Source organism: Corynebacterium sp. KPL4035 (assembly GCF_037908325.1).
In the GTDB taxonomy this organism is placed as follows: Bacteria; Actinomycetota; Actinomycetes; order Mycobacteriales; family Mycobacteriaceae; genus Corynebacterium; species Corynebacterium kefirresidentii.
In genome coordinates this window covers 239,237-254,558 of the sequence record NZ_JBBMGF010000001.1, presented here as the reverse complement: position 1 = coordinate 254,558, position 15,322 = coordinate 239,237, and the positions used below count along the sequence as shown (strand labels likewise).

Annotated in this window: 13 protein-coding genes; 3 read left to right on the top strand and 10 right to left on the bottom strand. The window is 57.4% G+C overall.

The window, feature by feature from the left end:
- Positions 1 to 148: 148 nt before the first annotated feature.
- The 5 genes from rplS to rimM all read right to left on the bottom strand — a co-directional run bounded on the left by rplS (position 149) and on the right by rimM (position 5,826).
- Positions 149 to 493, bottom strand: a complete 345-nt coding sequence (gene rplS, locus WMP96_RS01175; RefSeq protein ID WP_005325245.1) for a 50S ribosomal protein L19 — start codon at positions 491 to 493, stop codon at positions 149 to 151.
- Positions 494 to 856: 363 nt separating this feature from the next.
- Entirely contained in the window at positions 857 to 3,190 is a 2,334-nt protein-coding gene (locus WMP96_RS01170) for a Tex family protein (RefSeq protein WP_340431907.1), read from the bottom strand.
- 144 nt (positions 3,191 to 3,334) lie between these two features.
- Positions 3,335 to 3,964, bottom strand: a complete 630-nt coding sequence (locus tag WMP96_RS01165) for a hypothetical protein (RefSeq protein WP_239204258.1) — start codon at positions 3,962 to 3,964, stop codon at positions 3,335 to 3,337.
- Between the two features lie 495 nt (positions 3,965 to 4,459).
- Entirely contained in the window at positions 4,460 to 5,332 is an 873-nt protein-coding gene (trmD, locus tag WMP96_RS01160) for a tRNA (guanosine(37)-N1)-methyltransferase TrmD (RefSeq protein WP_239207563.1), read from the bottom strand.
- On the bottom strand, positions 5,329 to 5,826 hold the full coding sequence (gene rimM, locus WMP96_RS01155) for a ribosome maturation factor RimM (RefSeq protein ID WP_034655408.1): 498 nt from the start codon (positions 5,824 to 5,826) through the stop codon (positions 5,329 to 5,331). Before rimM ends, trmD begins: the two co-directional genes overlap by 4 nt.
- 104 nt (positions 5,827 to 5,930) lie before the next feature.
- On the opposite strand from rimM, the gene WMP96_RS01150 reads away from it, so the two are divergent.
- Complete coding sequence (locus WMP96_RS01150) at positions 5,931 to 6,335, top strand: cupin domain-containing protein (RefSeq protein ID WP_239204262.1); 405 nt, start codon at positions 5,931 to 5,933, stop codon at positions 6,333 to 6,335.
- Between the two features lie 38 nt (positions 6,336 to 6,373).
- Entirely contained in the window at positions 6,374 to 7,060 is a 687-nt protein-coding gene (locus WMP96_RS01145) for a TetR/AcrR family transcriptional regulator (protein ID WP_239204264.1), read from the top strand.
- A gap of 226 nt (positions 7,061 to 7,286) precedes the next feature.
- Here the strand turns inward: WMP96_RS01145 and rpsP are convergent, their stop codons facing one another.
- Positions 7,287 to 7,802: a 30S ribosomal protein S16 gene (gene rpsP / locus WMP96_RS01140; protein ID WP_005325261.1), complete on the bottom strand. Its 516-nt coding sequence runs from the start codon at positions 7,800 to 7,802 to the stop codon at positions 7,287 to 7,289.
- A gap of 352 nt (positions 7,803 to 8,154) precedes the next feature.
- Here rpsP and WMP96_RS01135 point away from each other — a divergent pair, with 352 nt between their 5' ends.
- Positions 8,155 to 10,422 (top strand): acyltransferase family protein, encoded by a 2,268-nt coding sequence (locus WMP96_RS01135; RefSeq protein WP_239204266.1) that lies wholly within the window; start codon positions 8,155 to 8,157, stop codon positions 10,420 to 10,422.
- Between the two features lie 137 nt (positions 10,423 to 10,559).
- Here WMP96_RS01135 and ffh read toward each other — a convergent pair whose 3' ends face one another.
- The 4 genes from ffh to WMP96_RS01115 all read right to left on the bottom strand — a co-directional run bounded on the left by ffh (position 10,560) and on the right by WMP96_RS01115 (position 15,321).
- On the bottom strand, positions 10,560 to 12,209 hold the full coding sequence (ffh, locus tag WMP96_RS01130) for a signal recognition particle protein (RefSeq protein WP_239207560.1): 1,650 nt from the start codon (positions 12,207 to 12,209) through the stop codon (positions 10,560 to 10,562).
- A 51-nt stretch (positions 12,210 to 12,260) separates the two neighbouring features.
- On the bottom strand, positions 12,261 to 14,384 hold the full coding sequence (locus WMP96_RS01125) for a [protein-PII] uridylyltransferase (RefSeq protein WP_239207559.1): 2,124 nt from the start codon (positions 14,382 to 14,384) through the stop codon (positions 12,261 to 12,263).
- Positions 14,385 to 14,391: 7 nt separating this feature from the next.
- A complete protein-coding gene (locus WMP96_RS01120) occupies positions 14,392 to 14,730 on the bottom strand; it encodes a P-II family nitrogen regulator (protein ID WP_086587453.1) in 339 nt (112 codons plus the stop codon).
- A gap of 222 nt (positions 14,731 to 14,952) precedes the next feature.
- Complete coding sequence (locus WMP96_RS01115) at positions 14,953 to 15,321, bottom strand: Na+/H+ antiporter subunit G (RefSeq protein ID WP_340431899.1); 369 nt, start codon at positions 15,319 to 15,321, stop codon at positions 14,953 to 14,955.
- Position 15,322 lies beyond the last annotated feature (1 nt).

The following is a 15,322-nucleotide window of genomic DNA, read 5'->3' as shown; positions in this document are numbered from 1 at the left end:
CTTATCCCCCTCGCGGCTGGAGAATTCACAGGCAACTATCCGGTTAAAGCCTGCCGGCTGACACCAGGAAATAGCTGGCAATAGGCACAAAAATCCCCCTTACACCCACAAGGGTGCAAGGGGGATGGTGGCGCGCAGCGCACTACTACTAGCGACGCTCCTTGATGCGAGCCTTCTTACCGCGCAGATCGCGCAGGTAGTACAGCTTCGCACGGCGAACGCGGCCGCGGCGGGAGACCTTGATGGACTCCAGGTTCGGGGAGTGAACCGGGAAGGTACGCTCAACGCCGATACCGAAGGAGACCTTACGGACAGTGAAGGTCTCACGGATGCCGGAACCCTGACGACGGATGCAGATGCCCTTGAACAGCTGTGCACGCTCGTTGTTACCCTCGATAACCTTTACGTTAACGTCGAGGGTATCGCCTGGGCGAAAGGACGGGATATCGTCGCGCAGCTGTGCTGCATCGACCTTGTCAATAATGTTGGACATGCCAATATTCCTTTTCAGTTTGGGACAGAGGACCCTAGCGGCGTGAAGCCTAACCGGTTCGTGCCCGTTACATAGAACGGTGCACTATTTTTCCATATGTACCTGCAGGAACCAAATTTCCTTCCCAGCACTTCTTTCTCTCCCCCGCCCAAGCTACGCCGCCGCAGCTTAGGAGGGAAACTGCTAAGCGGCCGTCCCCACCACCGCTAGGTGAAGTTTGCGCAGGTGATTGGATGGGTTCCACCTCGCCCGCATCATGGTTCCGACAACATCGTGGCAGAATCCTCCCTCCGGACTGCAAAAGCTCCCACCGTACGCAACGATGGGAGCTAAAGCAGCAGGCAAAACACTAGACCACGGCGGTTAGAAGCCTGCCTTCTTCAGGGCATCGGCCATGGCGCCACCACCGCCGGAGCCACCTCGACCGCCAGTGCGGCCGCGCGAGCCACCCCGGGAACCGCGCCCGGATTTGTGTCCGGAGCGCTTCCCTTCTCCCCTGCCACCAGAGTTTGCGGCATGTTGCGCATCGCCACGGCGCTTGGGAGCCTGCTGCCCCGGTTCATCATCTAGGCGCAATGACAAGCCGATGCGCTGCCGCTCAACGTCGACCTCCATGACTTTTACCTTGACCACTTGGCCAGAGCGCACGACCTCGTGCGGATCAGAGACGAACTTGTGGCTCATGGCAGAAACATGGACGAGCCCGTCCTGATGTACTCCAACGTCCACAAAGGCGCCAAAGGCCGCCACGTTGGTAACTGTGCCCTCAAGGATCATTCCCGGGGTGAGATCGGAGACCTTATGTACCCCCTCTTTAAAGGTTGCGGTCTTAAATTCCGGACGCGGGTCACGGCCGGGTTTATCCAGCTCAGCGATGATATCGGTCACCGTAGGGATACCAAAGGTCTCATCTGCAAAATCTGCTGGCGCAAGCTTGGAAAGTACGCGGGTATTGCCAATAAGCTCGGAAATGCCCAGACCGGTCTTTTCCGCAATGCGGGAGACAACTGGATAAGCCTCAGGGTGCACGGCGGAGGCATCCAACGGATCGGTGCCGCCATTGATGCGAAGGAAGCCGGCGGACTGCTCAAAAGCCTTCGGCCCGAGACGCGGCACCTTCTTCAGTTCCTTGCGGGAAGCAAAGGAGCCGTTTTCATTGCGGTAAGCCACAATATTGGCAGCGATGGTGAAATTAACGCCAGCCACCCGCTCCAGCAGCGGGACGGAAGCAGTGTTGAGATCTACGCCCACGCCGTTCACGGCACTTTCCACCACACCATCAAGGGTGCGAGCGAGCGCGGTCTGGTTAACGTCGTGCTGATACTGCCCCACCCCAATAGCCTTCGGATCGATCTTTACCAGCTCCGCCAGAGGATCCTGCAAACGACGAGCGATGGAGACTGCACCACGCAGCGAGACATCCATATCGGGGAATTCCTCCGCCGCCAGCTGCGAGGCAGAATACACCGAAGCGCCGGACTCTGAGACTACGACGGGTGTGGGACTCTGGCCTCCGGCCTGTTTGATGAGGTCCGCAATCTCCTGGGCGAGCTTCTCGGTCTCACGGGAGGCAGTACCATTTCCGATGGCCATAAGGTCCACCGAATGCTTGGCGCACAAGGTAGACAAGGTCTGTAGCGCCTGGCTCCACTGATTCTGCGGCTGGTGCGGGTAGACGATAGTGGTATCGAGCACTTTGCCGGTTTTGTCTACAACCGCACACTTGACGCCATTGCGATATCCCGGATCCAGGCCAATGGTGGCACGCTGTCCTGCCGGCGCAGCAAGTAGCACGTCCCGCAAATTGGTGGCAAAAATCTTGAGCGCACCTTCCTCTGCCACTTCTTTCAGGCGCATACGTACATCCAGGCTGGAGGAAATATAAAGCTTGGTGCGCCAGCCCCAATGGACGGCGTCAGCAAGCCACTTGGAGGAGCGATCCAGTTCGAAACGGGAGGCAATAACGTCCTCATAGTCCGCGTCATCGCCAGCATCAAGCTGCAATTGCAATACGCCTTCATTCTCGCCCCGCAGGAGCGCCAAAATGCGGTGCGAGGGCAATGTGTGGAAAGGCTCGTTGAAGGAGAAGTAATCCTTAAACTTCGCCCCTTCTGCTTCCTTGCCCTCAATGACGTGCGCGCCCATAACACCCTTAGTAAACATGCGCTCTCGCACCTCACCCACCAGGTCAGCGTCCAGTGCGAAGCGATCCACCAGGATGGCGCGGGCGCCGTCGAGGGCTTTCTTTGTATCTTCAAAGCCCTCGCAAAGGAAGGCCTGCGCTAGATCTTCTGGGGTGGCGTGAGGATCCGCGATGAGCTTATCGGTCAGCTCTTCTAGGCCGGCCTCGCGGGCAATATCCGCCTTAGTTTTACGGCGCTTCTTATACGGCAGGTACAGGTCCTCCAAGCGCGCCTTGGTTTCGCAGGCAAGGATTTGTTCCTTCAGGGCGTCGCTAAGCTTGCCCTGTTCCTCAATCGCCGCAAGGATGGTCTCCTTACGCTCCTGCAATTCCTTCAGGTAGTTCGCGCGCTCTTCAATAGTGCGCAGCTGGGAGTCATCCAGCCCGCCGGTGGCCTCCTTGCGGTAGCGGGCAATAAAAGGCACAGTATTGCCCTCCGCAAGCAGCTGCAACGCGGTGGAAATCTGCGTTTCCTTTACGTTGAGCTCGGCGGCGATGGTTGCCGCAGTATTCACGTGGTCTCCTCACTCTTTTCTCGAGGTTTGGGATTAGACCCACCCAATTTACCGCACTGCCCCTTCACCGCCTTCGCTTGCCGACGCCCCCCTCAACGCAAAACCTCCTTTCCAGCAAGGAAAGGAGGAAGGTGCGGCGCGTGCCTAGTGGATAACCACGCGGGCGTTCTTGCCGCCGGTGCAAGTAACCCGGGCGGAGCTGCCGGAGCAGTACATGGTGTAGGTACGACCGGTGCTCGGCGAATAGACACTCAAGGTGACGTTGGTGCCGCCACCCGCAACCCAGTTATTCATAAAAGCGGTGTAGACGTTGCGAGCAAAAGGACTGGAAGTCGGGCCAGTCGCATAATAGTTAGGGTAATCACCCCAGGAATGTCCATTGCTGGAGCCAGCGGAACCAGCCTGTGCCGGTGCTGGTGCCGGGGCTTCCTTGGTCTCGGTCACCGTGACCGGGCTGGAGTCCTCATCCTCTGCAGAATCCTTGGAGGAACCGGACTTCTTGCCGGACCCCGACCCAGTTCCGGATCCGCTATTCGCATCCGCCTGCTGGAATTGGCTATCCCCTGCAGCGCTATCCGTAGAATCGCTCTGGTTATTGGTCACGAACATAATAACCATGGCAGCCACCGCGATTACCGCCACAATGGCTGCGATAATCGCAGCGATCGTGGCACCGCTGACGCCGCCATTGTTCTGCTGGGGATAATACTGTTGGTTGTACTGGGGCGGCTGCTGGTTAAATCCACCGTAATTATTGCCATTGGGAGCCGTCATGGTTTAGGGACCACCTTGGGAATAGAAAATTGGAGGGAATGTCCCCCTAACTATAACCCCAGACGGCCTAAGCGCTGCAGATTTAGCGTGAAAATGCGGCAATTAATTTCCTCGTCGGCGCCTATTACGCAGCTTCCGCTCGCCATACCGCTGGGGTACCAAGCCCCATCTCTGTAAAACCGATTTCCGCGCTCCCCAACCACAGCGCTTCCGGGGGCAAACATTCCGCCACAGTGGGGGCCACGGTGGCTAAGGGGTGTGCGGTCTCACCGTTAACTATAAGCCGCCACACCGGAATTCCCTGCGGTCGCTGACCAAACCTGAAACGGTATTCCTGCGCTAACGGGCTGCTCTCCGGGCATGATTCCGCTACCTGAATGACGAAAATGCTAGCTGGATGAAAGCCCTGAGCACGTAGCCTGTCAGGCAGTCCTGCGAGGCAATCCTCATTCTCTCGAGTTCCTAGAAGCACGGAAAGATCAGCACTAACCTCCATTAGCCTTCACCCTTAGCCTTAGCTTCCTGCTCCAATTGCGCAATGAAAGCCCTATCATCCTTGTCTAGCTCTGCTACTTCCAGCAGCTCGGGACGGCGCTGCCAGGTGCGCAATAATGCTTGTTCGCGCCGCCACTTATCCACCAAGGCGTGGTTTCCCGAGGTCAAAACGTCCGGTACGGCCAGACCCCGCCACTCTCGCGGCTTGGTATAGCTCGGGCCCTCCAAGAGACCATCAGAAAAGGAATCCTCTTCATGGGAGCGCTTATTGCCCAGCACGCCTGGAATGAGTCGCACGACGGCCTCTGCAATTACCAACGTCGCTACTTCCCCACCGATCAACACATAATCACCGATGGATACCTCGCGGACGCGGTAGCGACGCGCGGCATCATCCACCACACGCTGATCGATTCCCTCATAACGCCCGCAAGCAAAGACGATATGCTCCTCAGTCGACCACGCACGCGCATCCGCTTGACTAAACGGCTGTCCCGTTGGGGTAGGCACAATGAGCAGTGGGAGGTCACTATCCTCCTCGGGCTGGGCGTCAACCGCATAGGCGTGCGCCTCTACTCCTTCAAGCTCATCGTGGCGGGGACGGTTCAAGTGCGGAAGGGCCGATTCTAGGTTCGGTGCACTTTCCTGAGCAGCAACACTATCGAGTGCCGGCCCCCATACTTCCGGCTTCATAACCATGCCAGGGCCACCGCCGACCGGCGAATCATCGACAGACTTATGCGCATCAGTCGCCCACTGCCGCAGATCATGTACGCCTACTTCAAGGCGACCTTGTTCAATGGCTTTTCCTAAAAGTGCATGCCGCAACGGCTCCAAGTACTCCGGAAAGATGGTGACAACATCAAGCCTCATAGGTCCAGCAATCCTTCCGGCGGGTCAATGGTGCACGTCCCTGCTGCAAGGTCCACGTCAGGAACAATGGCATGCACGAAAGGAATGAGTGCTTCCTTGCCAGTGTCGAGATTTACCTCTAGCAAATCTTGGCTTCCACCGTGGATGACCGACGTAACCTCACCAATGTTCTTGCCCGCCAGAAGTACGCGTAGTCCTTCCAGCTCATGGTCATAAAAACCGCCATCATCGTTATCGAGCGGCGCGGCGAAAAACTTCGTGCCGCGCAGGCTATCCGCCACATTGCGGTCTTTTACTTCTTCGAAGGTAACGAGCAGCCTTCCCTTGTGAGTGCGGACTGCCTTGATAGTTAGCGTGTGCTCTTTTTTGCCCTGCGTGCCATGGAGCGCTTCCCCCACCGCAAAGCGCACCTCCGGTTCGTCAGTAGTGGCCTCGATTACTACTTCACCCTTCACGCCGTGCGATTTAATCACGCGACCAATCATCAATTCCATAGCGGAAATTCTACAGCACGAGCCTTTTCCCTTGTCAGTGATGGGTTTTCAGCTACTTCGAAAAAGTTCCAGTTTCTGGGGCTCATTGTCGTTAAAGTAGGCACATGAGCGATTTACCTACCAATTCCCCGGATACTTTTGGCGCGGCTTCCCATCTGGGCACTGCTTCCGCTATGACTACACTTAATTTGCTCGATATCGCACCGGATACGGATCCGCAGCGGCCCCGCCCAGGCGTGCAGCGCGTCTTGAGCACCGATGGCGCTAATCTAATTCTCTTTAGCTTTGCACCAGGACAGTCCCTACCGGACCACAAGGCCGCTCATCCCATTATCGTGCAGACGCTCCGCGGGCAGCTCAACTTCACTTATGGTGAAGAAACCGTCACCCTTACGCCAGACACGATCGTGCATCTTCCTGCATATGAGGTGCATAAAGTCGAGGCTGCAGCTGCGGATTCCGGTACCTCTACCCCCGCAATTTTGTTGCTCACTATGCTGACAAAATAGTTTATAGGAAAATAAGTTTCGGTGATAAAATGACTCTCATGGAATCGCATAATAAGCCTTACCATCATGGAAACCTCCACGATGAGCTGCTCCGCATCGCAGTCCAGCTAGGCAAGCGAAGCGGCCCCAATGCCATCACGGTCCGTGCCGTTACCCGCGAAGCCGGAGTATCCCCTACCTCCGCCTACCGCCACTTCAAGGATCAAGAAGAACTACACGATAAGGTAGCAGAGCTTGCCACCGACGAACTGGTCCGGCGCCTGCATGAGACTACTGAGGCTGCCGGGCACTTGGATTTTCCAGAGCACTTGGTGCAAATCGGTTACGCTTACCTCGAGTTTGCCTTGGATGAGACCAATTTCTTCCGTTGCATGTTGGAATGGAAGGCGCTGCGCTTCATGCTCGGTGTGGATCCACACACCGAAGATGATCCGAAGATGGATCACCTTCAGCAGATTCGCGATTTCTTCGCCCTTCTCGCCCGACACGCGCAAGCTTTGGACAATACTACTGACCCCACATATTTCATGCAGAACGCCCTTTTGGCATGGTCTACCATCCATGGCTTTACCGTTCTTGCCGTCAACGGCCCCATGTCACAGCTACCACGCGAGCAAATCCTAGAACTTTTTGCTCCGGTTGTTGCCGGCGGCCTGCGTGGCATGGACTTTAAAGATCCGTCTAATGTCTACAGTCGCTATGCCGACTACAAGCCACAGAGCTAAGGGAAACATTCACCCTCCCCCACCCGTTGTAGCTTGCAGGGTTTCAACGTACCTTTTCTAAAAATGACCGCGCACGCACCTCCACCAAGGACATGCGTGCGCGGTCATCTCTTTGGGCCGGTTGATTTCATCCACACAACACAAAGGCCCCGCCTACACAACTTGCACAGTGGTGTAGGCAGGGCCCGAAGTTAGAAGCGCTGCGCGTTTAGCAAAGGAAGGCAGATTACTCTGCAGACTCCTCGGAAGCTTCCTCAGCCTTCTCCTCGGCCTCGGCATCAGCTTCGCCGGCAGCAGCAGCGGCAGCCTCTGCAGCAGCAGCTTCCTCAGCGGCCTTCTTCTCAGCCTCTTCCTTGGCCTTCTTCTTCTTTTCGGTGATGGCCTCGATGGTCGGACCGTTGTTAGCCTCAGCCAGTGCCTCGTTGAAGATCTCCAGCTTGGACTTCTTCTCCTCAGCAACCTTCAGGGTGCCTTCTGCACCAGGCAGACCCTTGTGCTTCTGCCAGTCACCGGTGACCTTCAACAGAGCAAGAACCGGCTCGGTTGGCTGCGCGCCGACGGACAGCCAGTGCTGCGCACGCTCAGAATCGATCTGGATGAGGGAAGGCTCTTCCTTCGGGTGGTAAATACCAATGTTCTCGATTACCTTGCCGTTACGACGGGTGCGGGCATCAGCAATAACAACGCGGTACTCAGCAGCGCGGACCTTGCCCAAACGCTGCAGCTTAATCTTGACAGCCATGACGGCTCCTTTTCTAGTCACTGGGCAGTACAGACGCGCACCAGGTAGTGCGCCGGTTCAACCCTTGGATTTAATCTGCGCGTGACATACCGGCCGACCGTAGACGGGAACGGTGCTACGCAGAATATTACGTTCTGTGGATTACCTAGCCCGGAGTATCCGAGTAGATAACCTGAAGTATTTTAGCGCGAGTATCTGCAATTTTAAAATCACGACGCCACTCACGCAGGTTCGTTATGCCATCGATGCTAAAGCAGAGTAGCCTTAAGGGCCGAATATAGACATTTGGTTCCATATGTATGGCGCGCTTTCTGCCTCACTGTAAAGGCGTTGACGCACGAAAAGACAGTTTATGACTAAAGAATCACCGCGAAATTTCCGGTACCGCTATGACCTTGATGGTCTACGCGGTATTGCCATCGGCCTAGTAGTTATCTACCACGTCTTCGTTGGACGCGTTTCCGGCGGCGTGGACGTATTCTTGCTGCTATCCGGCTACTTCTTCTTGGGCTCCCAGCTGCGCTACGCCAGCAAGCCCAACGCTTCTTTAAACCCTTGGTGGCCCATCTGGCGCACCCTGCGACGTTTGGTACCCAGCTTAGTTTTGGTCATTGGCGTGACCTACATTCTGGTGCGCATTTTCACCCCGCAGCTCATGCGCACCGAGCTCACCCAGCAGATCACCGCCACCATGCTGTACTACCAAAACTGGGAGTTAGCGGAACAAAACGCCGACTACACGGCGGCCGCAGCGGATACCTCCCCGCTGCAGCACATGTGGTCCATGGCCGTACAGGGCCAGTTCTACATCATGGGCATTGCCTTTGCGATCATCTTGGCAGCCATCATGAAGTTCCGGCCGAAGCACCAACCACTGGGTAAGCGCAGCTTCCCCACAGTCAACCAGATTGCGGGCCCGATCCTCATTGTGGCCACCATTGCCTCCTTCGCCTATGCTTCACGCCACGGCCTCTACGGCACCCCGGAGAACTACTACTCCACCTGGTCACGCGCTTGGGAGTTGACCTTGGGTGCTGTCCTAGCCATCTACGGTTCCGCCTGGAAGATTCCGCCCCGCCTTTATGACCTCTTTACGGGTTTGGGCCTTGTGATGCTCATCTTTACCGGTGCCATCATCGCCGATACCACCGCGTATCCTGGCCCGCTTTCGCTCTTGCCGCTGGGCGGCGCCGTGCTCATCATCTTGGGTGGCGGTGGCAAGATTTCCAAGGCCATGGCCTCCAAACAGGCCCGCTGGCTGGGCGATGTAGCCTATCCGCTCTACCTATGGCACTGGCCTCTGCTTATCCTGTCCACCTCTTATTTGGGTCAAGAAACCCCATCGTGGTGGCTGGGCGTTATCATTATCGCCATTTCACTGGTGCTGGCGGACCTCACGCACCGCTTTTTGGAGCGGCCACTGCGCCAGCATCGCAAGCGCCCCACCGCCGAGGATCTGCCGGTACGCAAGGGCCTATCGACATTGCGGAAGCCGGCAGGCGCTGCTCGCGGCGTCGGTGGTGTCGTGGTTGCTGCGGCCGTTGTCGGCCTTCTGGCCATTCAGCCGCTGTGGATGCGCACGCTTGATGATGCCGACGCAGAACTTCTGAATCCTTCCCTCTACCCCGGTGCGACGACGTTCATCAATCACCTCACCCCACCGGATAATGTAGAGATTAAGCCTGACCCAATTCTGGCCGGCGGCATCCAGCCACCAGTGGCTGCTAATTGGTGCTTTGTTCCGGATAGCCAGCCCGCTGATTTCTTCTTCGAAACCCGCAAAGACGGCAAAACTCCGTGCATTTTCGGTGACACAAACGCAGAAAAGGAAGTCTATTTGGTAGGCGGCTCCCACGCGGAACAGTATTCTTCCGCGCTTGACCGCTTGGGCAAGGAAATGGGCTTTAAATTGGTTCCGCTGCTACGCCAAGGTTGCCCCATCGAGCTGGGTGACGATGTCACCGTGACCCCTGAGTGCGCCGAATGGGGCAAACTGGTGATGGATCGCATCGAAGAAGCAAACCCAGCCTTGGTGATTTCAAATACCACGCGCCCGCAAAATGAGTACGGCACGGGCCCCGATGCTGTTCCCGCTGGCTACCAGGCATTTTGGGATGAATTAGCCGAGCGCGATATCCCCTTCTTGGGCTTCCGCGATAACCCGTGGGGCTTCGATGAGGAAGGCCGTCCGCGCGAGTTCGATGAGTGCTATGTAGCCACCGAAGATGCCTATGGTTGCGGCATGCGCTTTGAGCAGGTCTACCAGCCCTATGACCCCGGTGCAGTAGTGCTCTCGAAGTACCAGAATATGCTCTCGGTAGATACCGCCCCGTGGTTCTGCGATGACAATGGTGACTGCCCAGTCATCATCGGCAATACGATGGTCTACCGCGACATGCACCACATCACCAATGCCTTCGCGGAATCGGCTATGCCCATGATTCGAGAGGCCCTGAAGCCATTCCTCAACGGGGAAAAGGTCCAACAGCAAGCCCCTGATATCCCCCCGGAGCAGGCCGCAGCAGCTGTGGAGCCGGCACCCGCCGCACCTACCGACGCCGGCAAGCCACATGCCAACCCAGTCCCCTACCCCAACACTGTGCACGACGACGCCGTCTAGGCCATAGCGCGCGAACACGCGCCAACGCCTACGAGCACGGGCGCTGGGGATAAGGCACCCAACTGCCTGCATAGAACGAAGGAGGCTCCCACAATAACGTGGGAGCCTCCTTTGCTATGCCTTAAGACTGGGGCACGCTACTTTTTGCCCTTGCCAAAGTCCAAGTTGTTGAGATCAATATTTTCCATTCCCTTCGGCATCTTTGGCATGCCCGGCATCCCCGGCATGCCGCCGCCGCCCATTTGCTGCTGGAGTTTTTGCAGTTCTTCCATGGACGGCATGCCGCCACCACCGGGCATACCTGGCATTCCGCCCATGCCCGGCATTCCGCCCGGCATCTTCGGGCCGCGGTTTCCGCCGCCGCCCTTGCCCTTCTTGCGCTTGCCGTTTTTACCCTTGCGGCCCTTCGGCTTCTTCTTGGTAGCAGAGCGGCCACCCATACCACCCATGCCGAATTGGCCAGCCATCTTAGACATCATCTTCTTAGCTTGGTTGAAGCGCTCGATGAGCTGGTTGACCTCAGAAACGCTCACGCCAGAGCCATTAGCAATACGCTTGCGGCGCGAAGCATTGAGGATCTTCGGATCCTCACGCTCCTGCGGAGTCATACCACGGATGATGGCCTGGATGCGGTCCAGCTGCTTTTCATCCACCATGGCGGCCATCTCATTCATCTGCTTGCCGCCGGGCATCATCTTCAGCAGGTTGCCGATGGGCCCCATCTTGCGGATCATCAGCATCTGCTCAAGGAAGTCATTCAGCGTCAGCTCGCCAGAACCAAGCTTGGAGGCGGCCTCCTCGGCTTTCTGATGATCCAAGGTGGCCTCGGCCTGCTCGATGAGGGAAAGCAAGTCACCCATGCCCAAAATGCGGCTGGACATGCGCTCGGGGTGGAAGACATCGAAATCATCGAGCTTCTCACCGGTAGAGGCATACATAATAGGCTTGCCGGTGACCTCACGAATAGACAGGGCCGCGCCACCGCGGGCATCACCGTCCAACTTGGTGAGAACCACACCGGTAAAGTCCACGCCATCGCGGAAAGCCTCGGCAGTCTGAACGGCATCTTGGCCGATCATGGAGTCGATGACAAAGAGGACTTCGTCTGGGTTCACGGCATCGCGGATATTGCGCGCCTGCGTCATCAGTGTCTCATCAATGCCCAAGCGGCCGGCGGTATCGATGATGACCACATCGTGCTGTTTCTGTTTGGCTTCAGCAATACCGCGCTTGGCGACGTCCACCGGATCACCGTGGGAGGTACCCATTTCATGCTCATTGGAGTCCAGGGAGGTACCCGGATCTGGCGCGAAGGTCGGCACCTCGGCGCGCTCGCCGACGATCTGTAGCTGCTGCACCGCACCTGGGCGCTGCAAGTCACAGGCCACCAGCATCGGGGTATGCCCTTGCTTGGCCAGGTGCTTGGCCAGCTTGCCGGCCAACGTGGTCTTACCGGCACCCTGCAAACCGGCGAGCATGATCACTGTCGGCGGGTTCTTCGCTAGGTTCAGGCGGCGAGTTTCGCCGCCGAGGATCTCAATGAGCTCTTCATTGACGATCTTAACTACCTGTTGGGCTGGGTTGAGCGCCTCAGAGACTTCCGCGCCACGGGCACGTTCCTTGATGCGCTTGATAAAGCCACGGACGACGGTCAAAGACACGTCAGCTTCCAGCAGCGCGAGGCGGATCTCGCGGGCGGTGGCATTAATGTCAGCCTCGGTCAGTTTGCCCTTACCGCGCAGGCCCGCCAGGGCTGACTGTAGGCGGTCTGATAGTGAGTCAAACACTACGGATGCGCTCCCTTAATTTAGATCGATCTAAAGTTCAACTATTTAATCTTAGTCCCTTGCCAGGGCCCTGGTCACATTCCCCACCACCGTAGCGCGGGAAGCCTCCCCGGCAAGGAAGACATTGACGATCATTGTCGCGCCCATAATCTCATGGCGCAGCCACACAAAGTCTGGCAATGCCTCTATCAAGTGCCCCAAAGCACCAATGCGCTCGACGGTACGGATCACCAAGATGCCGCCCACATCAAAAGCCGCGGTGGTTACTTCTCCCTCGATATCTGGCAGCTCCGTATAGGTACGGGAGTTATAAGACTGGATAAACCTTATCTCCTGGGCCGCTTCCTTGAGGGTCTGTTGTACGGTGCGGATGAAAAACTCCGCCTTATAAGTACCGTCATCCTCTTTGACGATATTGGCCCGCACGATGGTCCACCCCAAAGCGGACAGCAAGGCAAAAATGCGCTTGAGCTCCCCTTTGGAGGAGCCACACCAGGACACAGTAACTTCTTGGTCTTCCCAATCCACCGTAAGCGCAACGCCCTCAGTAGATAGCGGCACGTGCACCGCGGGGCGCTGAAGGACGCCTGGTTTGAGTGCTTCCAGAGCGCGCGAGACGATAAGCTTCTGCGCTTGCTCTACCCGCGGTGTCCAGACGCTAGGCCCTGTCGATTGTGCATCAGCCTTAGCCAATACCGCCAGCAGCGAAATAATCAGCGGATCGTAATGCGCTGCGGCCAACAATGCGTCGCGAGCGGCATCGGAGAACGGGTCCATTGTCGCAGCTAGCCGCGCTAAGGTGGTATGCTCTGCCACCAGAATTTGAGCACGCGACCTATCGGCCACGCTCAACCGCATGCGGGCTGCCTGGCGAGCTATCATTTCCGCGCCTACCTGAGCGTGGGGGCGCTCGTAGCCCTTACCAATGTCATGGTAAAGCGCGGCCAGCAATAATAGATCAGGGCGAGCTACCGAGGTGCGCACCTCCGCGCACCGAGTAACCGTCGCAATGAGATGATGGTCCACCGCTCTGACGTGGCTGCGCTCGCGCGGCAACAAACCGCGCACATGCCCCCATTCCGGCACTAGACGTTCCCACAAGCCATAGCGGTCCAAATCCTGAATAACCCGCGGCGTATATTGCGGGGACGACAAAATGGCGAAGAAATCATCCACCGCTGCTCGCGGCCAGCGTGGCGGCAGATTCGGCAATTTTTGGAGCTGGTGCCAGGTGGTCTCGGCGATGGTATATCCCGTGCGCGCCGCGGCAGCTGCCACGCGCGTAAGCAACCACGGATCCTCCACATTCGGTTTGCGCGAAAGGTAGATAACGCCGCCCTCTGCCACCACGTCCACATCGAGTGGACGGCGCTGCCCGCGGCCCGCCGCCAGCGCATTTCTCCCCAGCACCCCTCGGGCGGTGGCCAGGCCGCGTTCTACGGCCTTATTAACAGTGGCTGCAGCGCCTACCAAAGCGGCGGTTAAGGCATATCGGTTTTCAAAGCCCAAATCCGCAGCCACGTCCGCGGCGAACTCGGGGTCTAAGATATCGCGGTGGCGTCGGGCTTTGACATGCAGGAGTGTGCGGACGTCGAGAAGCAGCTGCTTTTCGACGTCTAGATCAGGAAAGTCGCACAGGTTACCCAAAGCCATCGCGCGCAGAAGCTGAATATCGCGCAGTCCCCCACGGCCATTTTTCAAGTCTGGATTCGTCATTGCTGCTACCGCGCCCGAGCGCTTCCAGCGAATAATCGCGGTATCCACAAAGTCATCAAAGCCGCGCTGCAGCTGGCGTCGCCACGCTGCGAGCAGCTGTGCCCGCGCCTCATCCACTAATATCTTGCGCCCTGCGACAAAGGCCAAGTCCAACTGTGCAAAGCCAGCAGAAGCATCCTCTGCAGCTATTGCCGCACACTCCCGCGGGGTGCGCAAAGCATAATCTAGGCGATACTTGGCATCCCATACGGGCAACCACAACTTCTCCACCAGCGCTGGGTCTGGATCGTGGCCTTCCGGATAGATAAGGATGACGTCAATATCCGATTGCGGGGTCATCTCATTGCGGGCGAAGGACCCGGTGGCAGCGAGCGCAGTCCCCACTGGGAGCTCGAGGCTGCGCAATACACGAAGCGCCGAGGCATGGGCCTCGGCGCGAATCTGTGCGGCGGTAAGCATACTGGTTTTACAATGCCGCCTCGCCGCGCTCCCCGGTGCGTACACGAATGGCATCTTCTACTGGGGTTACCCACAGCTTGCCATCGCCGATTTTGCCAGTGTAGGCAGCATCCACAATGGCATTGATGATGTCTTCAGCGTGGTCATCCGCCGCTACTACTTCCAGCTTGACCTTAGGCACAAAATCGGTGGCGTATTCTGCTCCGCGATATACCTCGCTATGCCCTCGCTGCTGCCCAAAGCCCTGGCTTTCAGTAACAGTGAGACCGCGTACTTCCTGCTGCTCTAGCGCCTGACGGATTTCCGGCAGGGTAAAGGGCTTAACGATGGCCGTGATGAGTTTCATTGTTACTCCTTGTTTTCTCTTCGGGGCGGGCTAGAAGCACCGAATAGTGTGCATCCATTCTAGCCCGAGCACGGCAGTTGCTGTGCACTATTTTCGCGTCATGAATCTAGGGTCCGGTGAATGCCACAATCCAGTAAAACCAAAAGGCGGCGAGCTCGTCTGCATTTCCGCCATTGAGCGCTATTGCAGATAAGACTCGCCGCCAGAAGGCGCTGAGGGTGACTAGATATCGTCTTCCTTGGCTTGCACGGTTTGGACTTTTTTGTGGTTATGCTTGGCGTGTTTGACGTCAGTAACTGTTACGCCGTAGATGGAACGTCCCAGGTAGAAGGAACCTACTGAACTGATAATCCACACGCCGAAGCAGGCGATCAGTGCTTGAATGAGTAGCCACAGGGAAAAGCCATCGCGGCCAAAATCTACAACTAGTTTGGCCACGATAATCAGCGGTACCGCAAGACCCACGGTCGGCCCCAGCAGGTTAGCGCGCGTCAATGCGTCGGGCGCCCGCCACAGGGATATAACCGTCGCGACCACCAAAATGGTGGCGATAATAAGTAGCACCGAGGCGATAACCTCAGAAATAGCCATT

Coding starts and splice junctions, on each gene's coding strand:
- rplS (WP_005325245.1), bottom strand. CDS start 493: ATGTCCAACATTATTGACAAGGTCGATGCAGCACAGCTGCGCGACGAT.
- WMP96_RS01165 (WP_239204258.1), bottom strand. CDS start 3,964: ATGACGGCTCCCAATGGCAATAATTACGGTGGATTTAACCAGCAGCCG.
- trmD (WP_239207563.1), bottom strand. CDS start 5,332: ATGAGGCTTGATGTTGTCACCATCTTTCCGGAGTACTTGGAGCCGTTG.
- rimM (WP_034655408.1), bottom strand. CDS start 5,826: ATGGAATTGATGATTGGTCGCGTGATTAAATCGCACGGCGTGAAGGGT.
- WMP96_RS01150 (WP_239204262.1), top strand. CDS start 5,931: ATGAGCGATTTACCTACCAATTCCCCGGATACTTTTGGCGCGGCTTCC.
- WMP96_RS01145 (WP_239204264.1), top strand. CDS start 6,374: ATGGAATCGCATAATAAGCCTTACCATCATGGAAACCTCCACGATGAG.
- rpsP (WP_005325261.1), bottom strand. CDS start 7,802: ATGGCTGTCAAGATTAAGCTGCAGCGTTTGGGCAAGGTCCGCGCTGCT.
- WMP96_RS01135 (WP_239204266.1), top strand. CDS start 8,155: ATGACTAAAGAATCACCGCGAAATTTCCGGTACCGCTATGACCTTGAT.
- WMP96_RS01125 (WP_239207559.1), bottom strand. CDS start 14,384: ATGCTTACCGCCGCACAGATTCGCGCCGAGGCCCATGCCTCGGCGCTT.
- WMP96_RS01120 (WP_086587453.1), bottom strand. CDS start 14,730: ATGAAACTCATCACGGCCATCGTTAAGCCCTTTACCCTGCCGGAAATC.
- WMP96_RS01115 (WP_340431899.1), bottom strand. CDS start 15,321: ATGGCTATTTCTGAGGTTATCGCCTCGGTGCTACTTATTATCGCCACC.